Genomic DNA, 23,829 nt, shown 5'->3' with positions numbered 1-23,829 from the left:
CGGCGGAGCAGGACGGTCCCACCGGGTGGGCGCGGCCCGATTGTTCCCTGCCACTCAGGCGGAGGGAGCGGAGGGTCCTCCGGCCGTCGCGCCGCCGGCGGCCGGGACGGCGTCCACGCCCGGGGTCGGTGCGGCCCTGAGGCTCAGGTGGGCCGTGGTGCCGACGTCGACCTCGCTCTCGAGCCACACCCGGCCCCCGTGCCGCTCCACGATGCCGCGGCAGATCGCCAGCCCCAGTCCGGAGCCGCCCTCCTGGCGCATGTCGGAGGAGTCGACCTGGACGAAGCGCTCGAAGATCGTCTCGAGGCGATCGGCCGGGATGCCACGACCCCGGTCACGCACGCGCATCTCGACGTCGTCGCCCACGAGCCGGGCGTCGAGCTCGACGACCGAGCCCGGCGCGGAGAACTTGATCGCGTTGCCGATCAGGTTGGTCAGCGACTGCACGATCCGGTCGTGGTCGGCCAGGACCAGTCCGGGACACCCGGTGCTGCGCACCAGCCGCACGTCGCGGCTCGCGGCGAGCCCGCTCATCTCCCGGTCCGCGATGGCGAGCAGCTCGTCGACGTCGTGGGGCTGGACCTCCAGGGCCAGGTTCCCGGACTCGATCCGCTCGAGGTCGAGGATGTCGTTGATCATGCGGGTCAGCCGCTCCGAGCTCACGAGGGCCCGGTCGACCATCGAGGCGGCCTGCTCGGGCAGGGCGCCGAGCACCCCGCCGGAGAGCAGGCCGAGGGAGCCCCGGATCGAGGTCAGCGGGGTGCGCAGCTCGTGGCTGACCACGGAGAGGAACTCGTTCTTCACCCGCTCGACCTCGCGGCGCGACGTGACGTCGCGGAAGACCACCACGCCGCCGCGGACCTCGCCGGTGTCGTCGTCGACCAGCGGGCTGGCCGTGATCTCCACCGGGAAGACGTCCCCGTCCGCCCGGACGTAGAGGTCCTCCTCGCCGTTGGTGACCACGCGCGAGCGCACCGCCTCCTCGATGTAGCAGGCGTCGAAGGGGAAGGGCCTGCCCTCGGCGTCAGGGGCGTGGAAGACGTCGTGGGCGACCATGCCGGCCAGGCCCCCGGTGGCGTAGCCCAGCATCTCGGCGCCGGAGGGGTTGACGAAGGTGACCCGGCCCTCGAGGTCGACGCCGTAGATGCCGTCCGCGACCGAGGACAGCAGCACCTCCGTCTCGCGTCCCATCTGGCGCAGGTCGGCCGTGCGCTCGCGCACCTGGTCCTCCAGGCTCTGCCGCAGGTGGCGGTTGTCGCGCGCGATCAGGCCCTGCCGGACCCCGGCGCCGCCGATCAGGACGAGCCACAGGAGGGCCTCGATGCTGAGGAGCCGCCCGGGGCCGTCACCGATCACCTCGACCATGGTCGCGACCAGCAGCACGCCGAAGACCACGGCGGTGTCCCAGTCCTCGGCGCCCGCCACCCCGTCCTCCCGGGACACGTCGGTGACCCGGGTCGGCCACCAGGCGGCGAGCGCGAGGAGGAGGTAGCCACCGATCCACCCGAGGTCGAGCACGGAGCCGAAGTCGAACGTCCCGGCGGCGATGCGCACGGCGTACCCGAGGTCGGTCATCGTGTAGACGATGAAGCCGGCGGCGACCAGGCCCAGTGCCACTCGGTCCGGGCCCCGGGTGCGGCGCAGCAGGATCAGCGCCACGGTCGCGAGGACGACGTCGAGGATCGGGATCACAGTGCCCGCCAGCAGGGAGACGCTGCCTCCCGAGGCCAGGAGCTGGTCGTAGACCAGGCTGGCGGCGATCATCAGCACCGCCGTCCCGAGGATCACCCCGTCCAGGGCCATCACCGCCAGGTCGACCCGGCTCCGGTTCACCTGGGTGAACCAGGTCAGGCTGGCGATGGAGAGCAGGAGCGCCACCGCGATGGCGGCGTCACCGACCGGAGACGACCCCACGGACTCCGGATCGCCCAGGAGCGCGGCGAGGACGTTCCCGACGAGGGCGGTCAGCCCGGCCAGCGAGAGCAGCCGCCACGCACGGCGCCGCCCGCCCGTCGACCACCGGGCCCGGATCGCGGTGCTGGCCGTGGCCAGGGCGCCGGCCACGACCAGGCCCAGGACGCTGATGCTCCCCCGCACGGAGAGTGCCAACGACGAGGACAGCAGGGCCCAGAGGACCAGGAAGAGCCCGGCCGCGACCACGGCGGCGACGACGAGCGAGACGAGCTGGCGCCTGGCGGCGGGGGGGCCGGAGGGCATGCTCGGAGCCTACTGCCGGAGTCTGCGCCTATCCGCGCTGGGCCCACTCGTCGACCAGGTCCACGAGGTCGGCGACCGACTCGTGCACGAAGGTCGGGCGGTAGGGGAACGTCCCCACCTGGTCCTGCGTCGTGGACCCGGTGGTGACCAGGATGGTGCGCAGCCCCGCCTCGAGCCCGGCGATGATGTCGGTGTCCATCCGGTCGCCCACCATCACGGTCGTCTCGGAGTGGGCGTCGATGCGGTTCAGGGCGCTGCGCATCATCAACGAGTTCGGCTTGCCGACGTAGTACGGCTGGCGCCCCGTGGCGGTCGTGATGAGGGCGGCGACCGCACCGGTGGCCGGCAGCTTGCCGTCCTGGCTGGGTCCGCTCGGGTCGGGGTTGGTGGCGATGAACCGGGCACCGGCGTCGATCAGCCGGATCGCCCGGGTGATCGCCTCGAAGGAGTAGGTGCGGGTCTCGCCGAGCACCACGTAGTCGGGGTCGTGGTCGGTCATCACGTAGCCCACGTCGTGCAGGGCGGTGGTCAGCCCCGCCTCGCCGACGACGTACGCCGACCCGCCGGGGCGCTGGTCGCGCAGGAACTGGGCGGTGGCCAGGGCCGAGGTCCAGATCGCGCTCTCCGGCACGTCGATGCCGCTGCGCAGCAGCCGGGCCCGCAGGTCACGCGGGGTGTAGATCGAGTTGTTGGTCAGCACCATGAAGCCCAGGCCCGACTCCTGGAGCCGCGCGATGAACTCCTGCGCGCCCGGGATCGGCACGTCCTCGTGGACCAGCACCCCGTCCATGTCGGTCAGCCAGGTGCTGACCTCGCGGGGTTCCGGGACGGCGGGGACGTCGCTCATGACGCCATCATGACCCACCCGGCGGCTCAGCCCTGGACGGAGGAGTCCGGGGCCGCGGCGGCGCCCTCGAGCCGGAACCCGACGCCACGCACCGCGACGATCTTCTCCGTGACGCCGACGCTCTCGAGCTTCTGTCGCAGCCGCCCGATCGTGACGTCGAGGGTCTTGGTGGAGCCGTACCAGTTCTCGTCCCACACGTCGGCCATCAACCGGCTGCGGGCCACGACCTTGTCGCGCTGGGAGGCGAGGATGTTGAGCACCTCGAACTCCTTCCCGGTCAGCGGGACCTCCTGGTCACCGGAGTGCACGCGCCGGGCCGCCACGTCGATGCGCAGCCCGTGCGGGTCGGTGTCGGCCGGGGCCGCGAAGCCGTGGCTGGTGCGGCGCAGCAGCGCGCGCACCCGGGCCTGGAGCTCGGCGAGGCCGAACGGCTTGGAGAGGTAGTCGTCGGCGCCGTAGTCGAGGCCGACCACCCGGTCCAGCTCGCCGGCCCGGGCGGTGACGATCATGATCGCGCCCTCGAACCCGGCCTCACGGGCACGGCGGCAGACCTCGAGCCCGTCGATGTCGGGCAGCCCCAGGTCGAGGATCACCACGTCGGCCGGGATGCCGGCGAGGTCGTCGAGGGCCCGCTGGCCGGTGTCGACCCAGCTCACCTCGTAGCCCTCTCGCTCGAGGGTGCGCACGAGGGGGAACGCGATGTCTTCCTCGTCCTCGACAACGAGGACCCGTTGGCCCATGACCGGATCATAGGGCCCGCCGGCCCCCGGCGCGGGGCCAACACCACAGTTTGACCCGGCGGTCAGGGCGTGCTCTCCCAGGCGTACGCCGCCATCGCGGGTTGACCGCCCGCGGAGAGCGGGTCGGCCGTCTCGGGGAGCGAGACCGTGAAGGTGAAGGTGCTCTCGCCGCGCGCGGGCACCCACCCCATGTCCTGGCTCACGTCGGCCATGCCCCCGAAGGGGCCCTCGTACACGGTGCGGTCGTCGTGCTCGATGCGCAGCACCAGGGCGCCGCCGGCCGCGGTGGTCGGGGCGGCGTTCTCGACCAGGGCCAGCCGGACGTCGGTGCTCTCCGGGTTGCGGATCGTCACGGTGCGGCTCGCGCTCGCGCCGGCGTCGAGGCTGGTCACGCTCAGGCTGGTGCCGCGCTCGCTGGCGCTCAGGGACAGGCCCGCCCCGGAGTCGACGTCGGCGGCCCGCAGCGGGATGCCGCTGAGCCACACGGTGCCGGCGAGCACCAGGAGCACCGCCAGGAGGACCGTCGCGCCGCGCCACTGGGAGCCGCTGAGGCTCGGCAGGTGCGCCTGTGCGGGCCTCGAGAGCTGGATCGACGTCATGACGGGTCCTCCCTGGTCGTCCCCGGTCGGGAGACCGGTCCCCTGACCGTAGGAGTGCGGTCCGCACACCGCTGCCACGTCGTGACCACGTCGACCCCACGACCCGTCCACGGTTGGGTAACGTCAGGTGGGCTTGGCGAACAGGTCGCCGAGGTCCGCGACCCGCTCGAGGACCTCCTCGAAGCGCAGCTGCTCCAGCCCCAGGGGGTCCTCCGCGCCGGCCTCGACCTCGGCCCACGACACCGGCGCGGCGACGTACGGCCGCTCGCGCCCGCGCAGCGAGTAGGGCGTGATGGTGGTCTTCGACGCGGCGTTCTGCGACCAGTCGAGGAACACCTTGCCGCCGCGGCGCGCCTTGGTCATGGTGGCGGTGACGTGGCGGGGACGGGCGGCCGAGAGCTCGTCGGCGACCTCCTTGGCCAGCTCGGTCGCGGCGTCGGCCGCGAGGCGCTGGGGCAGGGTGGCGTAGAGGTGCAGCCCCTTGCTGCCGCTGGTGACCGGGCGGGCGACCAGGCCGCGCCCGGCCAGCCGGTCGCGCACCAGCAGCGCCACCTGGCAGCACTCGTGCAGCCCGGCGGGGTCGCCGGGGTCGAGGTCGATGACGATCCGGTCGGGGTTGCGGGGCCGCCCGTTGCGCCCGACCCGCCACTGGTGCACGTGCAGCTCGAGGGCCGCGAGGTTGGCCAACCAGGTCAGGGTCGCGAGGTCGTCGACGACCGGGAAGACCAGCCGGTCGCCGTGCCGGGACTCCCCCCGGCTGCCGGTGGTCGGCACCGAGACGGTGCGCACCCACGACGGGGTGCCAGACGGGGCGTTCTTCTCGAAGAAGCTGCTCCCGCCGACCCCGTGCGGCCAGCGGATGCGGGTCACGGCCCGGTCGGCGAGGTGCGGCAGCAGCGTCGGGGCGATCTGGGCGTAGTAGTGCAGCACCTCGCCCTTCGTGGTGCCGGTGGCCGGGTAGAGCACCTTGTCGAGGTTGGTCAGGCGCAGGGTGCGGCCCTCGACGTCGACGTGCACCTCCTCCCCCGCCATCAGGACTGGTCCGGCAGGTCGGCAGGGACGAGGTCCTCGCGCAGTCCGCGGTAGGACGGTTGGCGCAGCCGTGCGTGACCGGTGCCGTGGGTGTCGACGTCGACGACCAGCACCGGCTCGACCCAGTGCGTGCCCCGGGCATCGATCCCGGGCACCTCGTCGTCGAAGGGACTGGAACCCCGGGCCAGGCCCGCCACCAGCTCCGCGAGCTGCCGCGAGGTCCGCGCGCCGATGCCGCTGCCGACCCGACCCCGGTAGGCCAGCCCCTGCGGGGTCGGCTCCCCCACCAGCAGGGCGGCCAGCCGGTCGCTGGTCCCCTCCTGGGGACGCCACCCGCCGACCACGTAGGAGCGGCGGTGCCGGTGGGCCAGCTTGAGCCAGTGCGGGCTGCGCCGCTCGAAGGTGTAGCGGGAGTCGAGCCGCTTGCTGACCACGCCCTCGAGCCCCTGCTGGTGCGTGGCGGCGTGCAGCATCGCCCCGTCGTCGTACGCCGGCGGCACCTGCCAGCGCCCGAGGTCGAGGTCGGCGAGGCGGGCGCGCCGCTCGTGGAGCGGCAGGGCGGTCAGGTCGGTGCCGTCGAGGCGCAGCAGGTCGAAGACCATGAACGTCGCCGGCAGGGTGCCGGCCAGGTGCTCGGCGGTGCGGGCGCGGCGTACGTGCAGGCGCTCCTGGAGGACCCGGAAGTCGGGGACACCGGCCTCGTTGAGCACGATCACCTCGCCGTCGACGAGCAGGTCGCGGGAGCCCACGGCGCTGTCGACGACGTCGGGCCAGGCGACCCCGACCTCGTTGGCGTTGCGGCTCCACAGCCTCGTCGCGCCGCCGGCGCCCCGATCAGCCCGGTCGGCCAGGATCCGCACGCCGTCCCACTTCACCTCGTGCGACCAGTCCGCACCCACGGGCACGGTGTCGGTCTTGGTGGCGAGCATCGGGCGCGGCGGGGGCACGCCGCCATCCTGCCCGACCCGGTGATCGCCACGCCCCCACCCGGGCGATGACTTCCGGGCGTCCCACCCGTCACACTGGTGGGGCGTCCGCCGGGACGCGTGCCGAGCGAGAGGCGAGCCATGCGTGCGATCTGGAAGGGCGCGGTGTCCTTCGGGCTGGTCAACGTGCCGGTCAAGCTCTACTCGGCGACCGAGTCGCACGACGTCTCCTTCCGCCAGGTCCACGCCGAGGACGGCGGTCGGATCCGCTACCAGCGGGTCTGCGCGATCGACGGCGAGGAGGTGCCCTACGCCGACATCGCCAAGGGCTACGAGACCGAGGACGGCGAGATGGTCATCCTCACCGACGACGACATGGCCCAGCTGCCCTCGACGTCCTCGCGAGAGATCGCCGTCGAGAAGTTCGTGCCCTCGGACCAGATCGACCCGATGCTCTTCGAGAAGAGCTACTACCTCGAGCCCGAGAAGTCCGGCGCCAAGCCCTACGCGCTGCTGCGCCAGGCGCTGCTCGACGCCGACCGGATGGCCGTGGTCACCGTCGCGCTGCGCCAGCGCACCACGATCGCGGTGCTGCGGGTGCGCGACGACGTCATCGTGCTGCAGACGATGATGTGGCCCGACGAGATCCGCACCCCCGACTTCAGCATCGAGCCGGGCGAGGTGAAGGACACCGAGGTGAAGATGGCCACGATGCTCGTCGAGACCCTGGCCGGCGACTTCGACCCCTCCGAGTTCGAGGACGACTACGCCGCCGCCGTGGAGACGATGGTCAAGACGAAGATCGAGGGGGGCGAGATGAAGCGCACCCCCACCTCCACCAAGTCCTCCGGCGAGGTGGTCGACCTGCTCGCCGCGCTGCAGCGCTCCGTCGACGCCGCCAAGTCGGGTCGGCGCGGGAACGAGGAGTCCGAGGAGTCCAAGGACGAGTCGTCCGGCACGGAGTCGAAGAAGACCTCGGCTGCGAAGGCCACCAAGAAGGCGCCCGCGAAGAAGTCTGCCGCCAAGAAGGCCGCGGCCAAGAAGTCGACTGCCAAGAAGAGCACCGCGAAGAAGACGGCGGCCAAGAAGGCCAGCTGACCGGGGAGTTTCATCGGCCGGCCGCTGAACCTGACGGGTGGCCGATGAAGTTTTGTCGTCCACCCAGGAGTTTCATCGGCCGGCCGATGAAACTCCTCCGGCGCCGGCCCCACCCGGCGCCGCAAGATCGGGCGAGCGGGCGGCGGTGGAGTCGGGGAATCGGGCATCGGCGCGGGCGAAGAGCACGTCGCTCAGGCGCGGTGCGACCAGGTTGAGCACCTCTCCGACGTTGCCGGCCAGGGTGCTGACCAGCACCGGGCGCTCCTCCAGGGCGCGTACGACGCGTGCCGCGGCCCGCTCGGGGGTCGCGCCGCGTCCGGCGTAGGCCTCGGTGGGTGCGCTCATCGCGGTGGCGACGAGACCGAAGCGCATGGAGGTGAAGGTGACGCCGTCGGCCCAGGTCTCGCGGCCCGCGACCCGGCTCCACGCGTCCAGGGCGGTCTTGGAGGCGATGTAGGCGGAGAACTTCGGCGCCTTCAGCTGCACGCCCCAGGTGACGATGTTGACGACGTGGCCCGACCCGCGCTCCCGCATGGAGGGCAGCAGCGCCATCGTCAGGCGCACCGGGGCGAAGAAGTTGATCGCCATCGTGCGCTCCACGTCGTGGAAGCGGTCCGCGCTCAGTGCCAGCGAGCGACGGATCGACCGACCGGCGTTGTTGACCAGGTGGTCGACGTGCCCGTGCTCGGCGAGCAGCCCCGCGACCAGTGCGTCGACCGCGCTCGCGTCGGTCAGGTCGCAGGGATGGGCGGTGGCCCGCCCGCCCTGCTCCGTCACCCGCGCCGCCACCCGGTCGAGCTCGTCGGCGCGCCGCGCCACCAGCAGCACGTGGGCGCCGGCGGCAGCGGCGGCGTACGCCGTGGCCTCGCCGATGCCCGACGACGCGCCGGTGATGAGCACCGTGCTGCCCGCCAGCGGGCTCGGCCGGCCGGTCCATAGCCGCGTGACCCGACCGATCCGGGCCGCCGGGGTGCTCAGCAGGCGCCTCATGCCAGCGAAGCCTGCCACGCCTCGTGCAGCGCCGAGAACCGGCCGTCGCCGGCCGCGACCAGCGCGGCGGGGCTGCCGTCCTCGACGACCCGACCGTGCTCCATCACGAGCACCCGGTCGGCGATCTGCACCGTGGAGAGGCGGTGCGCGATGATCACGGCGGTCCGGCCCGCGAGCACGGTGCGCAGCGCCTGCTGGACCAGCCGCTCGGACGGCACGTCGAGCGAGGAGGTCGCCTCGTCGAGGATCAGCACGGCCGGGTCGGCCAGGAACGCCCGGGCGAAGGCGACCAGCTGGCGCTGCCCGGCCGAGAGGCGTCCACCCTGGTTGGCCACCTCGGTCTCGTAGCCGTCGGGCATCGCCGCGATGAAGTCGTGCGCGCCCAGTGCGGTGGTCGCGGCCACGACGTCGTCCATCGACGCGTCGGGGCGCCCGAAGCGGATGTTGTCGGCGATCGTGCCGGAGAACAGGTAGTTCTCCTGGGTCACCATCACCACGTGGTCGCGCAGGGTGTCGCTGGCCAGGTCGCGCACGTCGATGCCGTCGAGCAGCACCCGGCCCCCGGTCGGGTCGTAGAACCGGGTGGCCAGCTTGGCCAGCGTGGTCTTGCCCGCCCCGGTCGTGCCCACCAGCGCGACCGTCTGGCCGGCGGGCACGCGCAGGTCGAGACCCGGCAGCACCGGGCGGCCCTGGACGTACTCGAACCGCACCCCGTCGAAGTGCAGCTCGCCCGCGGCCCGGTCCAGCGGTCGCGGGTGCAGCGGCTCGGGCACGTCGGGCTCCTGCTCCAGGACCCCCGCCAGCTTCTCCAGCGCCGCTGAGGCGGACTGGAAGGTGTTGTAGAACTGGCTGATCTCCATCATCGGCTCGAAGAACTGGCGCAGGTAGAGCAGGAACGCCGCCAGCACCCCGACGGTGACCTCGCCCTCGTGGGCCAGGTAGCCCCCGTAGAGCAGCACCACCGCGATGGTGATGTTGCCGATCAGCCGGATGCCCGGCATGAACCAGGCGACGAGACGGAAGGCGACGAGGTTCGCCCGGCGGTACTGCTCGTTGACGTCGTCGAAGATCTCCTGGTTGCGGTCCTCGCGCCGGAAGGCCTGCACCGCCCGGACGCCGCCCATCGACTCGACGAAGTGCACGATCACCAGCGCGACCTTCTCGCGGGTGACGCGGTAGCTGTCGGCGGAGGCCTTGCGGAACCAGTTCGTCAGCAGCGCCAGGAACGGTCCGCACAGCAACGCCACGAGCCCCAGGCGGACGTCGAGGAAGAGCAGGATCCCCGCGGTGCCCACCAGGGTCAGCGCCGCCGTCACGAGCCCGTCGAAGCCGGTCTCGAGCATCTCGTGGATGGCGTCGACGTCGGAGGTCTGCCGCGAGATCACCCGCCCCGAGGTGTAACCGTCGTGGAAGGCGGGACTGAGCACCTGGAAGTGGCCGAAGACGCGCCGGCGCAGGGCCAGCAGGACGTCCTGGCCGATCTCGCCCTGCCGCACCAGGAACCGGTTGCGCGCCAGGGCCTGGGTCACGGTGGCCACCAGGACCACCGCGACCACGATCAGCAGCGTGGAGAGGTCGTCGCGCTCGCGGATCGGCGGGATGCCGGAGTCGATGCCGACCTTGACGAGGTAGGGGATCGCCAGGCGGGCGGTGTTCTCGACCAGGACGATGAGGACCAGGACCTGCAGCGCACGGCGGTAGGGCCGCAGCAGGTCGCGCAGCAGGCGACCCGCGCCGCCGCCGAGCGAGCCCGACGTGAGCCGCTCGGCCGCCTCGTCGCGGTCGACCTCCGCCTCGCCGCGCCACGACCGCGACGCTCCCCCGCTCATGCCGGCACCTCGTCGCCGGCGAGCAGGTCGCGGTACGCCGGCACGGTGGCCAGCAGCTCGCGGTGCCCGCCCACGTGGGTGATCCGGCCGTCCTGGAGCAGCGCGACCCGGTCGGCGAGCTGCACCGTGGAGGCCCGGTGGGCCACGACGATGGCGGTGGTCGAGGACAGCACCCGTGCCAGCGCCTCCTCGACCAGCGCCTCGGTGTGCACGTCCAGCGCGGAGAGGGTGTCGTCGAGCACCAGCACCCGGGGCCCGGCCAGCACCGCGCGGGCCAGGGCCAGGCGTTGGCGCTGACCGCCCGACAGCGCCATGCCCTGCTCACCGATGCGGGTGTCGAGCCCCCACGGCAGGTCGTGCACGAAGCCGGCCTGGCTGATCTCGAGGGCCTCCTCGATCTCGGCCTCGGTGGCGTCGGCACGCCCCAGGGTGAGGTTCTCCCGGGCGCTCATCGAGAAGAGCGTGGGGTCCTCGAAGGCGGTGGCGACCAGGGTGCGCAGGTGCTCGGTGCGCAGCTCGCGCACGTCGACGCCGTCGAGCAGCACCCGGCCGCCGGTGACGTCCCACAACCGCGGCACCAGCGCGGTCAGGATCGTCTTGCCCGAGCCGGTGGCTCCCACCAGCGCGATCGTCTCGCCGGGGTGCACCTCGAGGTCGAGCCCGCGCAGCACCGGCTCGTCGGGGGCGTCAGGGAACGCGAAGTCGACGTTCTCGAGGCGCAGGTGCCCGCGCGGCTCGGCGACCTCGCGCTCGCCGCTGAGGATCGACGGCTCGGTGTCGTAGATCTCGAGGATGCGTGCCGCGGCGGTCATCGCCTCCTGTGCCATGGCCAGGATGACCCCCAGGGAGGAGACCGGCCAGACCAGGCTGAGCATCAGCGTGATGAAGGCGACCAGCTCGCCGAGCGAGAGCTGGCCGCGCCCCACGCCGATGGCGCCGAGCAGCAGCACCACCACCACGGCCACGTTCGGGATGACCTCGAGGAAGGTCCAGAAGCGTGCCGAGAGCCGGGCCTTGGCGACGCTCGTGGCGTGCAGGCGCCGCGAGGCGACGTCGTACCGCTCGCCCATGTGCGCGCTGCGTCCGAAGGACTTGATGACCCGGATGCCGACCGCCCCCTCCTCGGCCAGGGTCGCGAGGTCGCCCTGCTCGTCCTGGACCTGGCGGGAGATCACGACGTAGCGCTTCTCGAAGCGCATCGAGAGCCACACGATCGGCACCGCGGCCGCAGCGACGACCACGCCCAGCGGCCAGTACATCTGCAGCAGCACGAGCGTGGTGACGACCAGCTGGACGACGTTGATGAGCAGGAAGAGCATCCCGAACCCTGAGAACCGGCGGATCGCGGCGAGGTCGGTGGTCGCCCGGGAGAGCAGCTGTCCGGACTGCCACCGGGTGTGGAAGGCCATCGGCAGCTGCTGCAGGTGGGCGTAGAGGTCGCGGCGCATCGTGGTCTCGAGGCCGAGCACCGCGTTGGACTGCACCCACCGGCGCCACCAGACCAGGACGGCCTCGAGGACGCCGAGCACCAGGGCGAGCCCCGCGAGCGGGAACAGGGCTGCGAGGTCCCGCTGCTCGACGGGCCCGTCGATGATCGCCCGGGTCACCAGCGGGATGCCGATGGCCAGGCCGACGCCGCCCAGGGAGGCGAACAGCATGATCGCGAGCGAGCCGACGTAGGGACGCAGGTAGCCGCGCAGGCGCCACAGCGAGTGCACCCCCGCCGGGCTGCCAGGGGCACGGTCGAGGGCGCTGTCAGGAGAGCCGAGAGTCGTTGACATCGTCCACGATCCTAGGTCGCGGGACCGACACCCCCGGCGGCTCCTCCTCACCCCCGCAGCCCGGTCGGCTCACATGTCGTTGCCCATGAAGGCCGGGTCGCCTCCGGTGGGTTCCAGGGTGCCGATCTGCTCGCAGCGGCCCGAGGGGACCTCGCAGTCCAGCACGTCGTACCGGGGGTAGCGCGTGCTGAGGGCCAGGAGCACCGAGCCGTCGCTGTCGATGCTCCAGAAGCCCAGCGCACCCTTGTCCGCGCGATCGGCGCCGCCCGCGCCACGCTCCAGCAGGATCGCCGTCCCACCCCGGGTGGTCGGCTCCAGGCGGCTCGACCAGCCCAGGACGTGGCCGCCGTCGAAGGTGAGCTGCGAGTCGATCGCCCCGGCGACCTGGCGCAGCCCGAGCCCGTCGAGCTCGGCGGCCGGCGGACCGTCGTGCAGCACGACGCCGTTGCGGACGTCCGCGACCCGGGTGCGCGCGCCGAAGGGGGTCCAGGAGTCGTCGCGGGTGTCCCACACCGCCGGGCCCGTCGGGCCCTGCAGGAAGACCCGGCCCTCGTCGAGCGCGTCGAGGCGCAGCGCCTCGCACCCGCCGCCGCACTCCAGGGTGCGGGTGCCCAGGGTGCTCAGGTCGCGCAGGTCGACGAGGTGCAGCGTCGCCACGTCGCCGGACAGCGTGGCCACCACGACGGAGGTCCCGGCGCGGTCCGCCCTGCTGCCGGGGTGGAACGACGACACGTCGTCGACCGGGCCGTCCACGAGCGGGCGGGACGCGCCGTCCGGGCCCAGCAGGTACGGACGGCCGGAGACGGTGTGGACGACGCCGAGGTCGGTGGCGCTGGCGTCGGTGTCGAGCGCCCCGAGCCCCTCGGCCGGGAAGGTCCGGTCGCCCAGGTGCAGGCTCACCCCGGGGTCGGCGTAGGCGCGCAGGCCCCCGGAGACGTCGAAGGGACCGACGCCCGCGGGGTCGAGCACCCGGGCGCCGCCCGGGTCCTCCCCGCTGAGCAGCGCCACCCCCAGCCCACCGGCGAGCAGCACGAGGGTCGATGCGGCAGCCACGATGCCGGCCCGGCGACGCCGACGTCGGCCGGTGCCCTCGCGGATCGCCCGATCGAGGTCGCCGGGCGGCACCGGCAGGGCCGACAGCTCGGCCTCGAGCCCGCGGGCCAGGTCCTGGGTGCTCATCTCGCGTCTCCCTCGTCGTCGGTCGCCAGGGACACCAGCCCGCAGCGGCGCAGCGAGGCCAGCGCGGCGGAGGCCTGCGACTTCACCGTGCCTCGGCTGCAGCCCAGCGTGCGGGCGATCTCGGCCTCGGACAGGTCCTCGTAGTAGCGCAGCACCACCACCGCCCGCTGGCGCGGCGGCAGGGTGCGCAGCGCGGCCAGCACCTCGTCGCGGCGTACGACGCCGGGCTCGGGCGAGCCGCTCGCGCGCCGGTCGTCGTGGGGCACCTGCTCGGCGGTCCGCTCCCGCCGGGCGAACCCGTAGCGCCGCGCGCCGACCACCTCGTTGACGACCATCCGGCGCACGTACGCCTCCGGGTGGTCGGCCTGCTGGACCCGGTCCCAGCGCGCGTAGACCTTGGCGAACACGCTCTGCAGCGCGTCCTCGGCCGCCGCGTGCTCCCCGGCCACCGCCACGGCGACCGGGTAGACCCGCGGCCAGGTGGCGGCGAAGAAGGACGCGAAGTCGCCGTCCCGCGGCGTCCCCGGCCTCTCGCGGCCCGACCGTGACGGGGGCCGTGACGACGTGCTCACCGTCTCCATGCGTGCTCCATGCCTGTACGACGCGCCCGAGCGGCCGCGAGGTTGTGCCGGTCCGCGACTCAGCTCGCGAGCAGCCCCCGCACCACCCGCAGCCCGACCGAGAGCCGGGCCAGGTCGGCCTCGTCGTCGGAGCAGATCTCCCCCAGCGTCGTGGCGGCGCGACCCACGGTGGTCGCGTCGGCGTCCTCCCAGGTGGCGATCCGGGCCGGGGCCGACTCCTCGGCCGGGGTCGCGGCGATCACCCGCAGGGTGAGCTGGAGGTGCACCGAGTGCAGGTCGTCGCGCAGCGCCGCCCGCGCCATCGTCTGCCACCGGTCCTCGCGCGGCAGCGCCAGGATGCGCAGCACCAGCGTCGTCAGGCCGAGCCGCTCCCCCAGGGCGAAGTGCACGCGCGCCACCTCGGTGGGGTCGAGGCCCTCGCGGGTGGCGGCGTCGACGATACCCAGCACCATGTAGGCCGGCGGCAGCGCAGCGACCCGGGCCGCCAGGTCCTCCGGAACGCCCCGCTTCACCAGCCGGTCGCGGCGCTGCTCGTAGGCGGCCAGCTCGTGGCCGACCATCAGCTCGGGCAGCCGCGCGACGGTCTCCTGGACCGGTCCGGCCAGCTGCTCGACGGTGCCGCTGCTGTCCAGCGGCGCGCGCCGGTTCGCGACCAGCCACCGGGTGGCCCGCTCGACCAGGGTGCGCATCTCCAGGCGCATCCGGGTCTGGACGGCCGCGTCGAGGCGGTTGTCGTAGGAGCGCAGCTCCTCGCGCAGCGGCAGCGACGCGAAGATCTCGCGCGCCACGAAGTTGGCGTGGGTCAGCTCGGCCGCGCCCAGGCCGGTCTCCCCGCCCAGCCGCGGCCAGAAGGTCATGCCCGCGCCGTTGACGAGGTCGTTGACCACCTGGGTCACGATGATCTCGCGGCGCAGCGGGTGGCTGCGGATCTGGTCGGTGAACCGCTCGCGCATCGCCGAGGGGAAGTAGGCCAGCAGGTCCTCGTCGAGGTACGGGTCGTCGGGGACGTCCGAGGCGAGCAGCTCGTCGGCCAGCACGATCTTGGTCCAGGCCATCAGTGCCGACAGCTCCGGGGCGGTGAGTCCCTCGCCGCGGTCGCCGCGGCGGCGTACCTCCTGGCTGGACGGCAGCCCCTCCACGGAGCGGGTCAGGGTCCCGTCGCGCTCCAGCTGCTTCATGAAGTCCTCGTGCACGTGCAGCAGCGACGGCGCGTGGGACAGCGCGTTGGCCAGGGCCAGGTTCTGCTCGTAGTTGTCACGCAGCACCAGCGCGGCGACCTCGTCGGTCATCGCGGCGAGCAGCTCGTTGCGCTGCTTGCCGGTCAGGTCGCCGGCGGCGACCACCCGGTCCAGCAGGATCTTGATGTTCACCTCGTGGTCGGAGGTGTCCACGCCCGCGGAGTTGTCGATGAAGTCGGTGTTGATCCGCCCGCCGCCACCGTCGGGGTCGCCGCCGAAGCGGGCATACTCGATGCGCCCGGCCTGGGTGAGCCCCAGGTTGCCGCCCTCGGCGACGCTGCGGGCGCGCACGTCGCGACCGTCGACCCGGATCGCGTCGTTGGCCTTGTCGCCGGCGTCGGCGTGCGACTCCGCCCGGCTCTTCACGTAGGTGCCGATCCCGCCGTTCCAGAGCAGGTCGACCGGCGCCGTGAGGATCGCCCGCATCAGCTCGGCCGGCGACAGCCGGGTGACGTCGTCGGCGATCCCGAGCGCCTCGCGGACCTGCGGGCTGATCGGGATCGACTTCTTCGACCGCGGGTACACCCCGCCGCCCTCGGAGATCAGCGACGTGTCGTAGTCCTGCCAGCTCGAGCGCGGCTTGTCGAACAGCCGCTGGCGCTCGGCGTACGACGACGCGGCGTCCGGCGTGGGGTCGAGGAAGATGTCGCGGTGGTCGAAGGCGGCCACGAGCCGGATGTGCTCCGAGCAGAGCATCCCGTTGCCGAACACGTCGCCGCTCATGTCGCCGACGCCGACGCAGGTGAAGTCCTCGGTCTGCGAGTCGATCCCCCGCTCCCGGAAGTGCCGCTGCACCGAGACCCAGGCGCCGCGGGCGGTGATGCCCATCGCCTTGTGGTCGTAGCCCACCGAGCCGCCGCTGGCGAAGGCGTCCCCGAGCCAGAAGCCGTAGTCCTGCGACAGCTCGTTGGCGATGTCGGAGAACGTCGCAGTGCCCTTGTCGGCGGCCACCACCAGGTAGGAGTCGTCCCCGTCGTGGCGCACCACGTCGGTCGGCGGGACCACCGCGCCCTCGACGAGGTTGTCGGTGATGTCGAGCAGGCCGCTGATGAAGGTGCGGTACGCCGCGATCCCCTCGGTCATCCACGCCTCCCGGTCGGAGGCGTCGGGCAGCTGCTTGGCGAAGAACCCGCCCTTCGCGCCCACGGGCACGATCACGGTGTTCTTGACCATCTGCGCCTTGACCAGGCCCAGCACCTCGGTGCGGAAGTCGTCGCGCCGGTCCGACCAGCGCAGCCCGCCGCGGGCCACCGAGCCGAAGCGCAGGTGCACGCCCTCGACGCGCGGGGAGTGCACGAACACCTCGTACTTGGGCCGCGGCTCGGGCAGGTCAGGGATCGACGACGGCTCGAGCTTGAGGCTGAGGTAGTCGGCGGGCTCTCCGTCGGTGCCGCGCTGGTAGTGGTTGGTGCGCAGGGTGGCGCCGACGTGGGTCAGGTAGGAGCGCAGGATCCGGTCGTGGTCGAGGCTGGCCACGTCGTCGAGGGCGCTGACCAGCTGCTCGCGCAGCCGCTCCTCCTGCTGCTCCCGCTCGGCGCAGGCCGGATCGAAGCGGATCTCGAAGAGGCGGACCAGCAGCCGGGTGATGTCGACGTTGCTGCTCAGCGCCTCCTCGATGGTGTCGAGCTGGAAGGGCGACCCGCCCTGGCGCATGTACTTGGCGTAGGCGCGCAGCACCGCGACCTGGCGCCAGGTCAGCTCCGCGCCGAGCACGAGGGTGTTGAAGCCGTCGGTGTCGGTGCGCACGTCCCAGATGGCGTGCAGCGACTGCACGAAGAGGTCGCGGCTGCCCTCGGGCAGCGAGCGCGGGTAGCGCAGGCCGAACTCGTAGACGAAGGAGGAGCGCGACAGCCCGTCGAGCTCGTAGGGCCGCTCGTCGACGACCTCCACCCCGAGGCTGGAGAGCATCGGCAGCACCTCCGAGAGCGACAGCGGGCTGCCGACCCGGTAGACCTTGAGCCGCACCTCACCGCGTCCGGCGTCGAGGTCCTCGTGCAGGCTCAGGTCGATGCCCTCGTCCCCGGTGATGGCCTCGAGGCGTCCCACGTCGATCGCGGCGGTGCGGGCCGAGAAGTCCTCCTTGTAGGCCTCGGGGAACGAGTCGACGTACCGCCGGCCGAGGACCGCGCCGGACTGCTCGCCGTACTCCGACAGGACCGCAGCCATGAAGTCGTCGCGCCACGAGCGCGACGCGTCGGCGAGCCGGCGCTCCAGGTCGGTGGTGTCGAGCGCGCGCAGCTGGCCGGTGACGGTGGGGTCGGCCTCGCCGCGCGGCAGGTGCACCACGAAGTGCACCCGCGCGGTCGTGGACTCGTTGATGCGCACGGTGAACTCGATCGACTCGCCGCCGAGCCGCTCCAGGAGGATCTCGCTGAACCGTTCGCGGACCGCGGTGTTGTAGCGGTCGCGCGGCAGGTAGACCAGCACCGAGACGTAGCGCCCGTAGGTGTCAGGACGGATGATCGCGCGCACCGAGCGGCGCTCGCGCGCGTGCATCGCCGACTCGGCCATCGTGGCCAGCTGGGCGACCTCGGTGTGGAAGAGCTCGTCGCGCGGGTAGGTCTCCAGGGTGTCCATCAGCGCCCGGCCCGCGTAGGAGCGCGGGTCGAAGCCGCTGCGTCGCAGCACCTCGCGGGCCTTCTCCCGCAGCAGCGGGATGCGGGTCAGCGACTCGGCGTACGCGGTGGAGGAGAACAGCCCGAGGAAGCGCTGCTCCCCGACGACCTCGCCGCGCTCGTCGAACGTCTTGACGCCCACGTAGTCGAGGTAGGCAGGACGGTGCACGGTGGCGCGCGAGTTGGCCTTGGCCAGCACCAGCAGGGACTTCTCGCGGGCCTTGGCCTTGACCGGTTCGGGCAGCCGCGCGAAGGACCCGCTGTGCGCCTGGTCGGCACGCAGGATGCCCAGGCCGGTGCCGGGGACCGCGCGCAGCACCTCGTCGTCGACGGCGTGCTCACCACCGTCGTGACCGGGCACGGTCTCGAGGCGGTACTCGCGGTAGCCCAGGAACGTGAAGTGGTCGTCGGCGAGCCACTCGAGCAGCGCGGCGCCCTGGCGGACCTCCTCGGGGTCCAGGCCCGGCGGCGGGTCGCTCTGCAGCCCCTCGACGACGTCGAGCATCCGCTGCCGGGTGCGCGACCAGTCCTCCACCGCCTCCCGGACGTCGCGCAGCACGCGCTGGACGTCCTCGACGACCTGGTCGGGGTCGTCGTCGTCGGCCAGCCGGTCGATCTCGACGTGCATCCACGACTCGCGCACCGAGGAGTCCTGGGGCGGCAGGGCGCCGTCGTCGACAACGGCGACGCGCTGGAGCGCACCGGTGATGTCGCGCTCGACGTCGAAGTGGGGGTGCACGACCACGTGCACGTCGCGCAGCTGGCGCGAGAGCTCCATGGTCAGCGAGTCCACGAGGAAGGGCATGTCGTCGGTGACGACCTCCACCACGCTGTGCCCCCCGGCCGACCAGCCGTGGTCGGCGAGGGTCGGGGTGAAGACCCGGACGGTCGCGCGTCCCTGGGGCCGCTGCTGGGCGAGGCGGTAGTGGCTGGCGAGCGCGCCGTACACGTCGCTCTCGCTGCGCTCGGCCACGTCCTCCGCCGCCACGTGGCGGTAGTAGGCCGTCAGCAGGTCGCCCACCTGGTCGTGCGGCGGCCCGCCGCTGCCCCGACCGGAGCGGGCCAGCTCTGCGGCCCGGGAGATGAGCTCGGACTTCTCGAGATCGTGCGTCGTCGTTGACACAGCCCGACCCTAGGACGCGGAGGTGACGTGGACAACACGACACCCGGGCTACAGCTGGGAGCGCAGCTCCCACAGCATCGGGTAGTACTGCACCGGCAGCCGTGAGCGCAGGTACGCCGAGCCGCTGGAACCGCCGGTCCCCGACTTCGCCCCGATCATCCGCTCGACCATCACCACGTGCCGCGCGCGCCAGGACGCGGCCAGCTCGTCGTGCTGGAGCAGCGCCTCGGCCAGCGCCCAGAGCGCCGCGTGGGAGTCGCGGTCGTGGGCCACCGTGTGCAGCGCCTGCGCGATCGCGGCGTCGTCGTCGACCGCGAAGCCGGCGGTGGCCAGGGCCGCGACGAAGGCGTCCCAGAGCGACGGCTCGACCAGGCGCCGCCGCAGCCGCTCCTGCTCGTCCTGGGTCAGCCCCCGGAAGCGCTCGAGGTAGGCCGGGTCCTTGGCGCCGGAGAGGAACTCCAGCTCGCGGAACTGCACCGACTGGAAGCCGCTGGCCGGCGCGAGACGCTGGCGGAACTCCAGGAAGTCCTGCGGGGTCATCGTCTCCAGCACGTCGACCTGCTGGACCAGCGTGCGCTCGATGACGTGCACCCGGCTGAGCAGGTGCTGGGCCCACCACAACCGGTCGCGCCCCGCGCTCGGCGAGAGCAGCGCGTCCCGGGCCGCACCCACCTCGTGCAGCAGCTGCTTGAACCACAGCTCGTAGACCTGGTGGATGGTGATGAACAGCAGCTCGTCGTGGGCCGGCGGGTCGTCGCTGGTGCCCGACTCCGGGTGCTGGGCGTCGAGGAGCTGCGGCAGCCGGAGGTAGCTGCCGTAGGTCAGCTGGGCACCCTGCTCGCCGAAGGACACGAACTGTTCGCTCATGTCCCGAACCTATGCCCGTGCTCGTACCGGCATGATGTCGCCCATGAAGTTCACCCACACGCTCTCGTACGACGCGTCCCCCGACGACGTCTACGCCATGCTGCGCGACCCCGCCTTCCGCGAGCGGGTCCTCGCGGCCCAGGCGGTGGTCTCCTCGGAGGTCACCCTCGAGCCGCGCGACGGGGGCGCCGGCGGCTTCCACCTCGTCGTCGAGCAGGTCCAGGACACCGCCGGTCTGCCGGCCATCGCCCGCAAGATCACCGGCGACACGACCCGTGCGGTCGTCGAGGAGGACTGGGCCGGCCCCTCGGGCGGCACCGTCAGCATCACCGCCCCGGGCAAGCCCACCTCGGCCACCGGCACCGTCGCGCTCGAGGCGGCCGGTGCCGGCACCCGCGAGGTCGTCGAGCTCGACGTCAAGGTCAAGGTGCCGCTGGTCGGCGGCAAGCTCGAGGCGCTGATGGCCGACAACATCGAGAAGGGCCTCGACATCGAGCAGACCGTCGGCATCGCCTGGTTGGCAGGAGAGCGCTGATGACCACCTCGCTCGTCCACGAGCTGACGTACGACGCCCCCCTCGCCGACGTCGCCGCCATGCTGGCCGACCCGGCCTTCCGGGAGGAGGTCAGCCAGGCCCAGGAGGTGCTGCGCCACGACGTGCACCTCGAGCGCACCGACGCCGCGCTGACCGTGCGCGTCGAGCAGGTGCGCACCGCCGACGGGATGCCCTCGTTCGCCCGCAAGATCGTGGGCGACGAGATGGCGATCGTCCAGGAGGAGCGTTGGGCGAGCCCCGAGCGGGGCGACGTCACCGTCACCATCCCCGGCAAGCCGGGGGACGTGACCGGCACGATCACGCTGCGCGAGGACGGCGGCAGCACCACCGAGACCGTCGACCTGACGATCAAGGTGTCGATCCCGCTGGTCGGCGGCAAGGTCGAGAAGCTGGTCGCCGACATCCTGCGCAAGGCGCTCGTCATCGAGAACACCGTGGGGCGCGACTACCTCTCGCGCTGAGCCGGCTCGTCCTCGTCCTCGTCCTGGTCCTCGTCCTGGTCCTCGTGCCGCGAGCGCCACCAGATCACGACGCCGAGCACCAGGAACGGGCCGAAGGCCAGCGCCAGGGTCAGCGCCTTCTCGACGGGGTGCAGCGAACCCAGGTGCAGGGCCGTGGGCGCCAGCACCGTCCAGAGAAAGGTCGCGATCAACATCGCGGCCATCCTCCCCCACTGCCGGTCAGGCGGCGACGTCGAGGTCGAGGTCCTTTGCCGAGCTGCGCGCGGCAATGGGTCCGACTCTGGGGTCCCGGCGTCAGGGACCTGCCCCGCGTGGCCGGCGACGTGACGCAGCAGACGATGCGGGCGGAATGCAGCGGGGGCGGGTGGAGGTTGAGACCGGTATGCCTTCGATCTTCGACCCCCTGACCGCCGGCGCCATGACGCTGCCGAACCGCCTCGTCATGGCCCCGCTGACCCGCAACCGCGCCACCGGCACCGTCCCCGGCGACCTGCACGTCGACTACTACGCCCAGCGCGCCTCCGCCGGTCTGGTCATCACCGAGGGCAGCCAGCCCGTGGCGGAGGGCCAGGGCTACCCGAACACCCCCGGCTTCCACTCCCCCGAGCAGCTCGCCGGCTGGCGCCGCGTCGCCGACGCCGTGCACGCCCAGGGCGGGCGCATCGTCGCCCAGCTCATGCATGCCGGCCGCGTGTCCCACCCCGACAACACCGGCGGCCAGGACGTCGTGGCGCCCTCCGCGCTCGCCGCTCCCGGGGAGATGTTCACGCCCACCGGTGCGCAGCCGCACCCCGTCCCGCGCGCCCTGGACACCGACGAGATCCCCGGCGTCGTCGAGGGCATCGTCCAGGCGGCCCGCAACGCCGTCGAGGCCGGCCTCGACGGGGTCGAGGTGCACGCCGCCAACGGCTACCTGATCCACCAGTTCCTGGCGCCCGGCTCGAACCAGCGCGACGACGAGTACGGCGGCTCCCCCGAGAACCGGGCCCGCTTCGCCATCGAGGTGACCCGCGCGGTCGCCGAGGCGATCGGCGCCGACCGCGTGGGGATCCGGATCAGCCCGGCCCACAACATCCAGGGCGCCACCGAGGAGGACGCCGCGGACGTGAAGGCGACGTACACGCACCTGGTCGAGGCGCTCGCCCCGCTCGGCCTGGCCTACCTCAGCGTCCTCGCCGACCCCCGCCTGGACCTCGTCCAGGACCTGCGCCGCGGCTTCGGCGGCGTTGTCATCGCCAACGACGGCTTCGGCGAGATCACCACCCGCGAGTCGGCGCAGGAGATCCTCGACAAGGACCTCGCCGACGCGGTGGCCGTGGGCCGGCTCTTCATCGCCAACCCCGACCTGCCGCGGCGCTGGGCCGAGGGTGCCGACCTCAACGAGCCCGACTCCGCCACGTTCTACGGCGGCGGCGCCGAGGGTTACACCGACTACCCCGCGCTCGAGGGCTGACCTCGGACGCACGACGCCCCGCCCGGGACTCCCGGGCGGGGCGTTCGTCGTCTGCGGGGCCGGCTCAGCCCATGTAGGGGTAGCGGTAGTCGGTCGCCGGCACGAACGTCTCCTTGATGGAGCGCGGGCTGGTCCAGCGCAGCAGGTTGATCGCGGCACCGGCCTTGTCGTTGGTGCCCGAGGCCCGGCCGCCACCGAAGGGCTGCTGACCCACGACCGCGCCGGTGGGCTTGTCGTTGATGTAGAAGTTGCCGGCGGCGAAGCGCAGCTCCTTGCGGGCCCACGCGATCGCGCCCCGGTCCTGGGCGATGATCGCGCCGGTCAGCGCGTACGGCGCGAACGACTCCATCTGCGCCACCACGGACTCGAACTCGGCGTCCTCGTAGACGTGCACGGCCAGGATCGGGCCGAAGTACTCGGTCGAGAACATCTCGTCGGTGGGCGCGTCGGCCAGCACCACCGTCGGGCGCACGAACCAGCCCACGGAGTCGTCGGTCTGACCGCCGGCGATGATCTCCAGCCCGGGCGTCGAGCGGGCCCGCTCGATCGCCTGCTCGTGCTTGGCGAAGGCGCGCTCGTCGATGACGGCGCCCATGAAGTTCGACAGGTCGGTGGGGTCGCCGACCTTGATCGCCTCCACCTCGGCCACCAGGTCCTCGTGCATCCGCTCCCACACCGAGCGGGCGACGTAGGCGCGGGAGGCCGCTGAGCACTTCTGGCCCTGGAACTCGAAGGCGCCGCGGATCATCGCGGTCTTCACCACCTGCGGGTCGGCGCTGGGGTGGGCGACGATGAAGTCCTTGCCGCCGGTCTCGCCGACGATGCGCGGGTAGGAGCGGTAGCCGGTGATGTTCTCGCCGACCGTGCGCCACAGGTGCTGGAAGGTCGGGGTCGAGCCGGTGAAGTGGATGCCGGCGAGGTCGCGGTGGGTCAGCGCGACCTCGGAGACCTCGAGCCCGTCGCCGGGCAGCATGTTGATGATGCCGGGAGGCATCCCGGCCTCCTCGAGGATCTCCATCGTGATCGAGGCGGCCAGCTGCTGGGTCGGGCTGGGCTTCCACACGACCGTGTTGCCCATCAGCGCCGGCGCGGTCGGCAGGTTGCCGGCGATGGCGGTGAAGTTGAACGGGGTGATCGCGTAGACGAACCCCTCGAGCGGGCGGTGGTCGGTGCGGTTCCAGATGCCGGGGCTGTTCGCGATCGGCTGGTCGGTGAGGATCTGCTTGGCGTAGTGGACGTTGAAGCGCCAGAAGTCGATGAGCTCGCAGGCCGCGTCGATCTCGGCCTGGAAGGCCGTCTTCGACTGGCCGAGCACGGTGGCGGCGTTCAGGCGCTGGCGGTAGGGACCGGCCAGCAGGTCGGCGGCCTTGAGGATGACCGCGCAGCGCTCGTCGAAGGGCAGCGCACGCCAGGCGGGGGCCGCCTCGAGCGCGGCATCGATGGCCTCCTGGGCGTCGGCCTTGGTGGCGTTGTGGGTCACCCCGAGGACGTGCTGGTGGTCGTGGGGCTGCACGACCTTGATCTCGGCGCCGCCGGCCGGGCGCCACTGGCCGCCGATGTAGGCGGGCAGGTCGCGCTGCTCCTTCTCGAGCAGCGCGATCTCGGCAAGCAGCGCCTCACGCTCCGCGCTGCCCGGGGCGTAGGTCAGGTTCGGCTCGTTCACGGGCACCGGCGGGAAGGAGATCGCATCCATGTGG

19 protein-coding genes are annotated in these 23,829 nt (G+C 72.6%); 4 read left to right on the top strand and 15 right to left on the bottom strand.

The genetic code is table 11. From position 1 onward, the window contains the following. Window positions 1-54: 54 nt before the first annotated feature. The 6 genes from I601_RS10910 to ligD (I601_RS10885) all read right to left on the bottom strand — a co-directional run bounded on the left by I601_RS10910 (window position 55) and on the right by ligD (I601_RS10885) (window position 6,382). Window positions 55-2,217, bottom strand: coding sequence for an ATP-binding protein (locus I601_RS10910; protein ID WP_068109400.1), 2,163 nt, complete (start codon window positions 2,215-2,217; stop codon window positions 55-57). A 28-nt stretch (window positions 2,218-2,245) separates the two neighbouring features. After that, complete coding sequence (locus tag I601_RS10905) at window positions 2,246-3,064, bottom strand: HAD-IIA family hydrolase (RefSeq protein ID WP_068109397.1); 819 nt, start codon at window positions 3,062-3,064, stop codon at window positions 2,246-2,248. 26 nt (window positions 3,065-3,090) lie between these two features. Beyond that, complete coding sequence (locus I601_RS10900) at window positions 3,091-3,804, bottom strand: response regulator transcription factor (RefSeq protein WP_068109395.1); 714 nt, start codon at window positions 3,802-3,804, stop codon at window positions 3,091-3,093. 62 nt (window positions 3,805-3,866) lie between these two features. Beyond that, window positions 3,867-4,403 (bottom strand): hypothetical protein, encoded by a 537-nt coding sequence (locus tag I601_RS10895; protein ID WP_068109392.1) that lies wholly within the window; start codon window positions 4,401-4,403, stop codon window positions 3,867-3,869. A gap of 123 nt (window positions 4,404-4,526) precedes the next feature. After that, window positions 4,527-5,435 (bottom strand): non-homologous end-joining DNA ligase, encoded by a 909-nt coding sequence (gene ligD / locus I601_RS10890; protein WP_068109388.1) that lies wholly within the window; start codon window positions 5,433-5,435, stop codon window positions 4,527-4,529. Next, window positions 5,435-6,382: a non-homologous end-joining DNA ligase gene (ligD, locus tag I601_RS10885; RefSeq protein ID WP_237089380.1), complete on the bottom strand. Its 948-nt coding sequence runs from the start codon at window positions 6,380-6,382 to the stop codon at window positions 5,435-5,437. Before ligD (I601_RS10885) ends, ligD (I601_RS10890) begins: the two co-directional genes overlap by 1 nt. A 120-nt stretch (window positions 6,383-6,502) precedes the next feature. Here ligD (I601_RS10885) and ku point away from each other — a divergent pair, with 120 nt between their 5' ends. After that, on the top strand, window positions 6,503-7,459 hold the full coding sequence (gene ku / locus I601_RS10880; RefSeq protein ID WP_068109383.1) for a non-homologous end joining protein Ku: 957 nt from the start codon (window positions 6,503-6,505) through the stop codon (window positions 7,457-7,459). A 72-nt stretch (window positions 7,460-7,531) separates the two neighbouring features. Here the strand turns inward: ku and I601_RS10875 are convergent, their stop codons facing one another. The 7 genes from I601_RS10875 to I601_RS10845 all read right to left on the bottom strand — a co-directional run bounded on the left by I601_RS10875 (window position 7,532) and on the right by I601_RS10845 (window position 19,662). Then, window positions 7,532-8,449, bottom strand: a complete 918-nt coding sequence (locus tag I601_RS10875; protein ID WP_084527458.1) for an SDR family NAD(P)-dependent oxidoreductase — start codon at window positions 8,447-8,449, stop codon at window positions 7,532-7,534. Next, the gene (locus I601_RS10870) at window positions 8,446-10,278 is read right to left on the bottom strand and encodes an ABC transporter ATP-binding protein (protein ID WP_068109378.1); all 1,833 of its coding nucleotides are present in this window, start codon (window positions 10,276-10,278) and stop codon (window positions 8,446-8,448) included. Before I601_RS10870 ends, I601_RS10875 begins: the two co-directional genes overlap by 4 nt. Further along, window positions 10,275-12,059 carry an ABC transporter ATP-binding protein gene (locus I601_RS10865; RefSeq protein WP_068109376.1) on the bottom strand — a complete coding sequence of 595 codons (1,785 nt, stop codon included), beginning with the start codon at window positions 12,057-12,059 and terminating at the stop codon, window positions 10,275-10,277. Before I601_RS10865 ends, I601_RS10870 begins: the two co-directional genes overlap by 4 nt. A gap of 69 nt (window positions 12,060-12,128) precedes the next feature. Further along, window positions 12,129-13,238: a hypothetical protein gene (locus I601_RS10860; RefSeq protein ID WP_068109373.1), complete on the bottom strand. Its 1,110-nt coding sequence runs from the start codon at window positions 13,236-13,238 to the stop codon at window positions 12,129-12,131. Then, on the bottom strand, window positions 13,235-13,819 hold the full coding sequence (locus tag I601_RS10855; RefSeq protein ID WP_068109370.1) for a SigE family RNA polymerase sigma factor: 585 nt from the start codon (window positions 13,817-13,819) through the stop codon (window positions 13,235-13,237). The genes I601_RS10860 and I601_RS10855 overlap by 4 nt, the downstream gene beginning before the upstream one ends. Before the next feature lie 59 nt (window positions 13,820-13,878). After that, complete coding sequence (locus I601_RS10850; RefSeq protein ID WP_068109367.1) at window positions 13,879-18,795, bottom strand: NAD-glutamate dehydrogenase; 4,917 nt, start codon at window positions 18,793-18,795, stop codon at window positions 13,879-13,881. Window positions 18,796-18,843: 48 nt separating this feature from the next. After that, a complete protein-coding gene (locus I601_RS10845) occupies window positions 18,844-19,662 on the bottom strand; it encodes a tryptophan 2,3-dioxygenase (RefSeq protein ID WP_068109364.1) in 819 nt (272 codons plus the stop codon). Between the two features lie 43 nt (window positions 19,663-19,705). Here I601_RS10845 and I601_RS10840 point away from each other — a divergent pair, with 43 nt between their 5' ends. Next, window positions 19,706-20,197: a DUF2505 domain-containing protein gene (locus I601_RS10840; protein WP_068109361.1), complete on the top strand. Its 492-nt coding sequence runs from the start codon at window positions 19,706-19,708 to the stop codon at window positions 20,195-20,197. Next, the gene (locus I601_RS10835; RefSeq protein WP_068109358.1) at window positions 20,197-20,679 is read left to right on the top strand and encodes a DUF2505 domain-containing protein; all 483 of its coding nucleotides are present in this window, start codon (window positions 20,197-20,199) and stop codon (window positions 20,677-20,679) included. The genes I601_RS10840 and I601_RS10835 overlap by 1 nt, the downstream gene beginning before the upstream one ends. Here the strand turns inward: I601_RS10835 and I601_RS10830 are convergent. Next, a complete protein-coding gene (locus tag I601_RS10830; protein WP_068109355.1) occupies window positions 20,664-20,873 on the bottom strand; it encodes a hypothetical protein in 210 nt (69 codons plus the stop codon). The two genes, I601_RS10835 and I601_RS10830, sit on opposite strands and share 16 nt — an antisense overlap. A gap of 188 nt (window positions 20,874-21,061) precedes the next feature. Between I601_RS10830 and I601_RS10825 the strand changes: the two genes are divergently transcribed. Then, the gene (locus tag I601_RS10825) at window positions 21,062-22,132 is read left to right on the top strand and encodes an alkene reductase (protein ID WP_068109353.1); all 1,071 of its coding nucleotides are present in this window, start codon (window positions 21,062-21,064) and stop codon (window positions 22,130-22,132) included. A gap of 64 nt (window positions 22,133-22,196) precedes the next feature. Here the strand turns inward: I601_RS10825 and pruA are convergent, their stop codons facing one another. Beyond that, window positions 22,197-23,825 (bottom strand): L-glutamate gamma-semialdehyde dehydrogenase, encoded by a 1,629-nt coding sequence (gene pruA / locus I601_RS10820; RefSeq protein WP_068109351.1) that lies wholly within the window; start codon window positions 23,823-23,825, stop codon window positions 22,197-22,199. Window positions 23,826-23,829 lie beyond the last annotated feature (4 nt).

Source organism: Nocardioides dokdonensis FR1436, from assembly GCF_001653335.1.
Taxonomy (GTDB): domain Bacteria; phylum Actinomycetota; class Actinomycetes; order Propionibacteriales; family Nocardioidaceae; genus Nocardioides; species Nocardioides dokdonensis.
The sequence above is the reverse complement of the archived record's forward strand: the minus strand, read 5'-3'. Positions and strand labels throughout refer to the sequence as shown.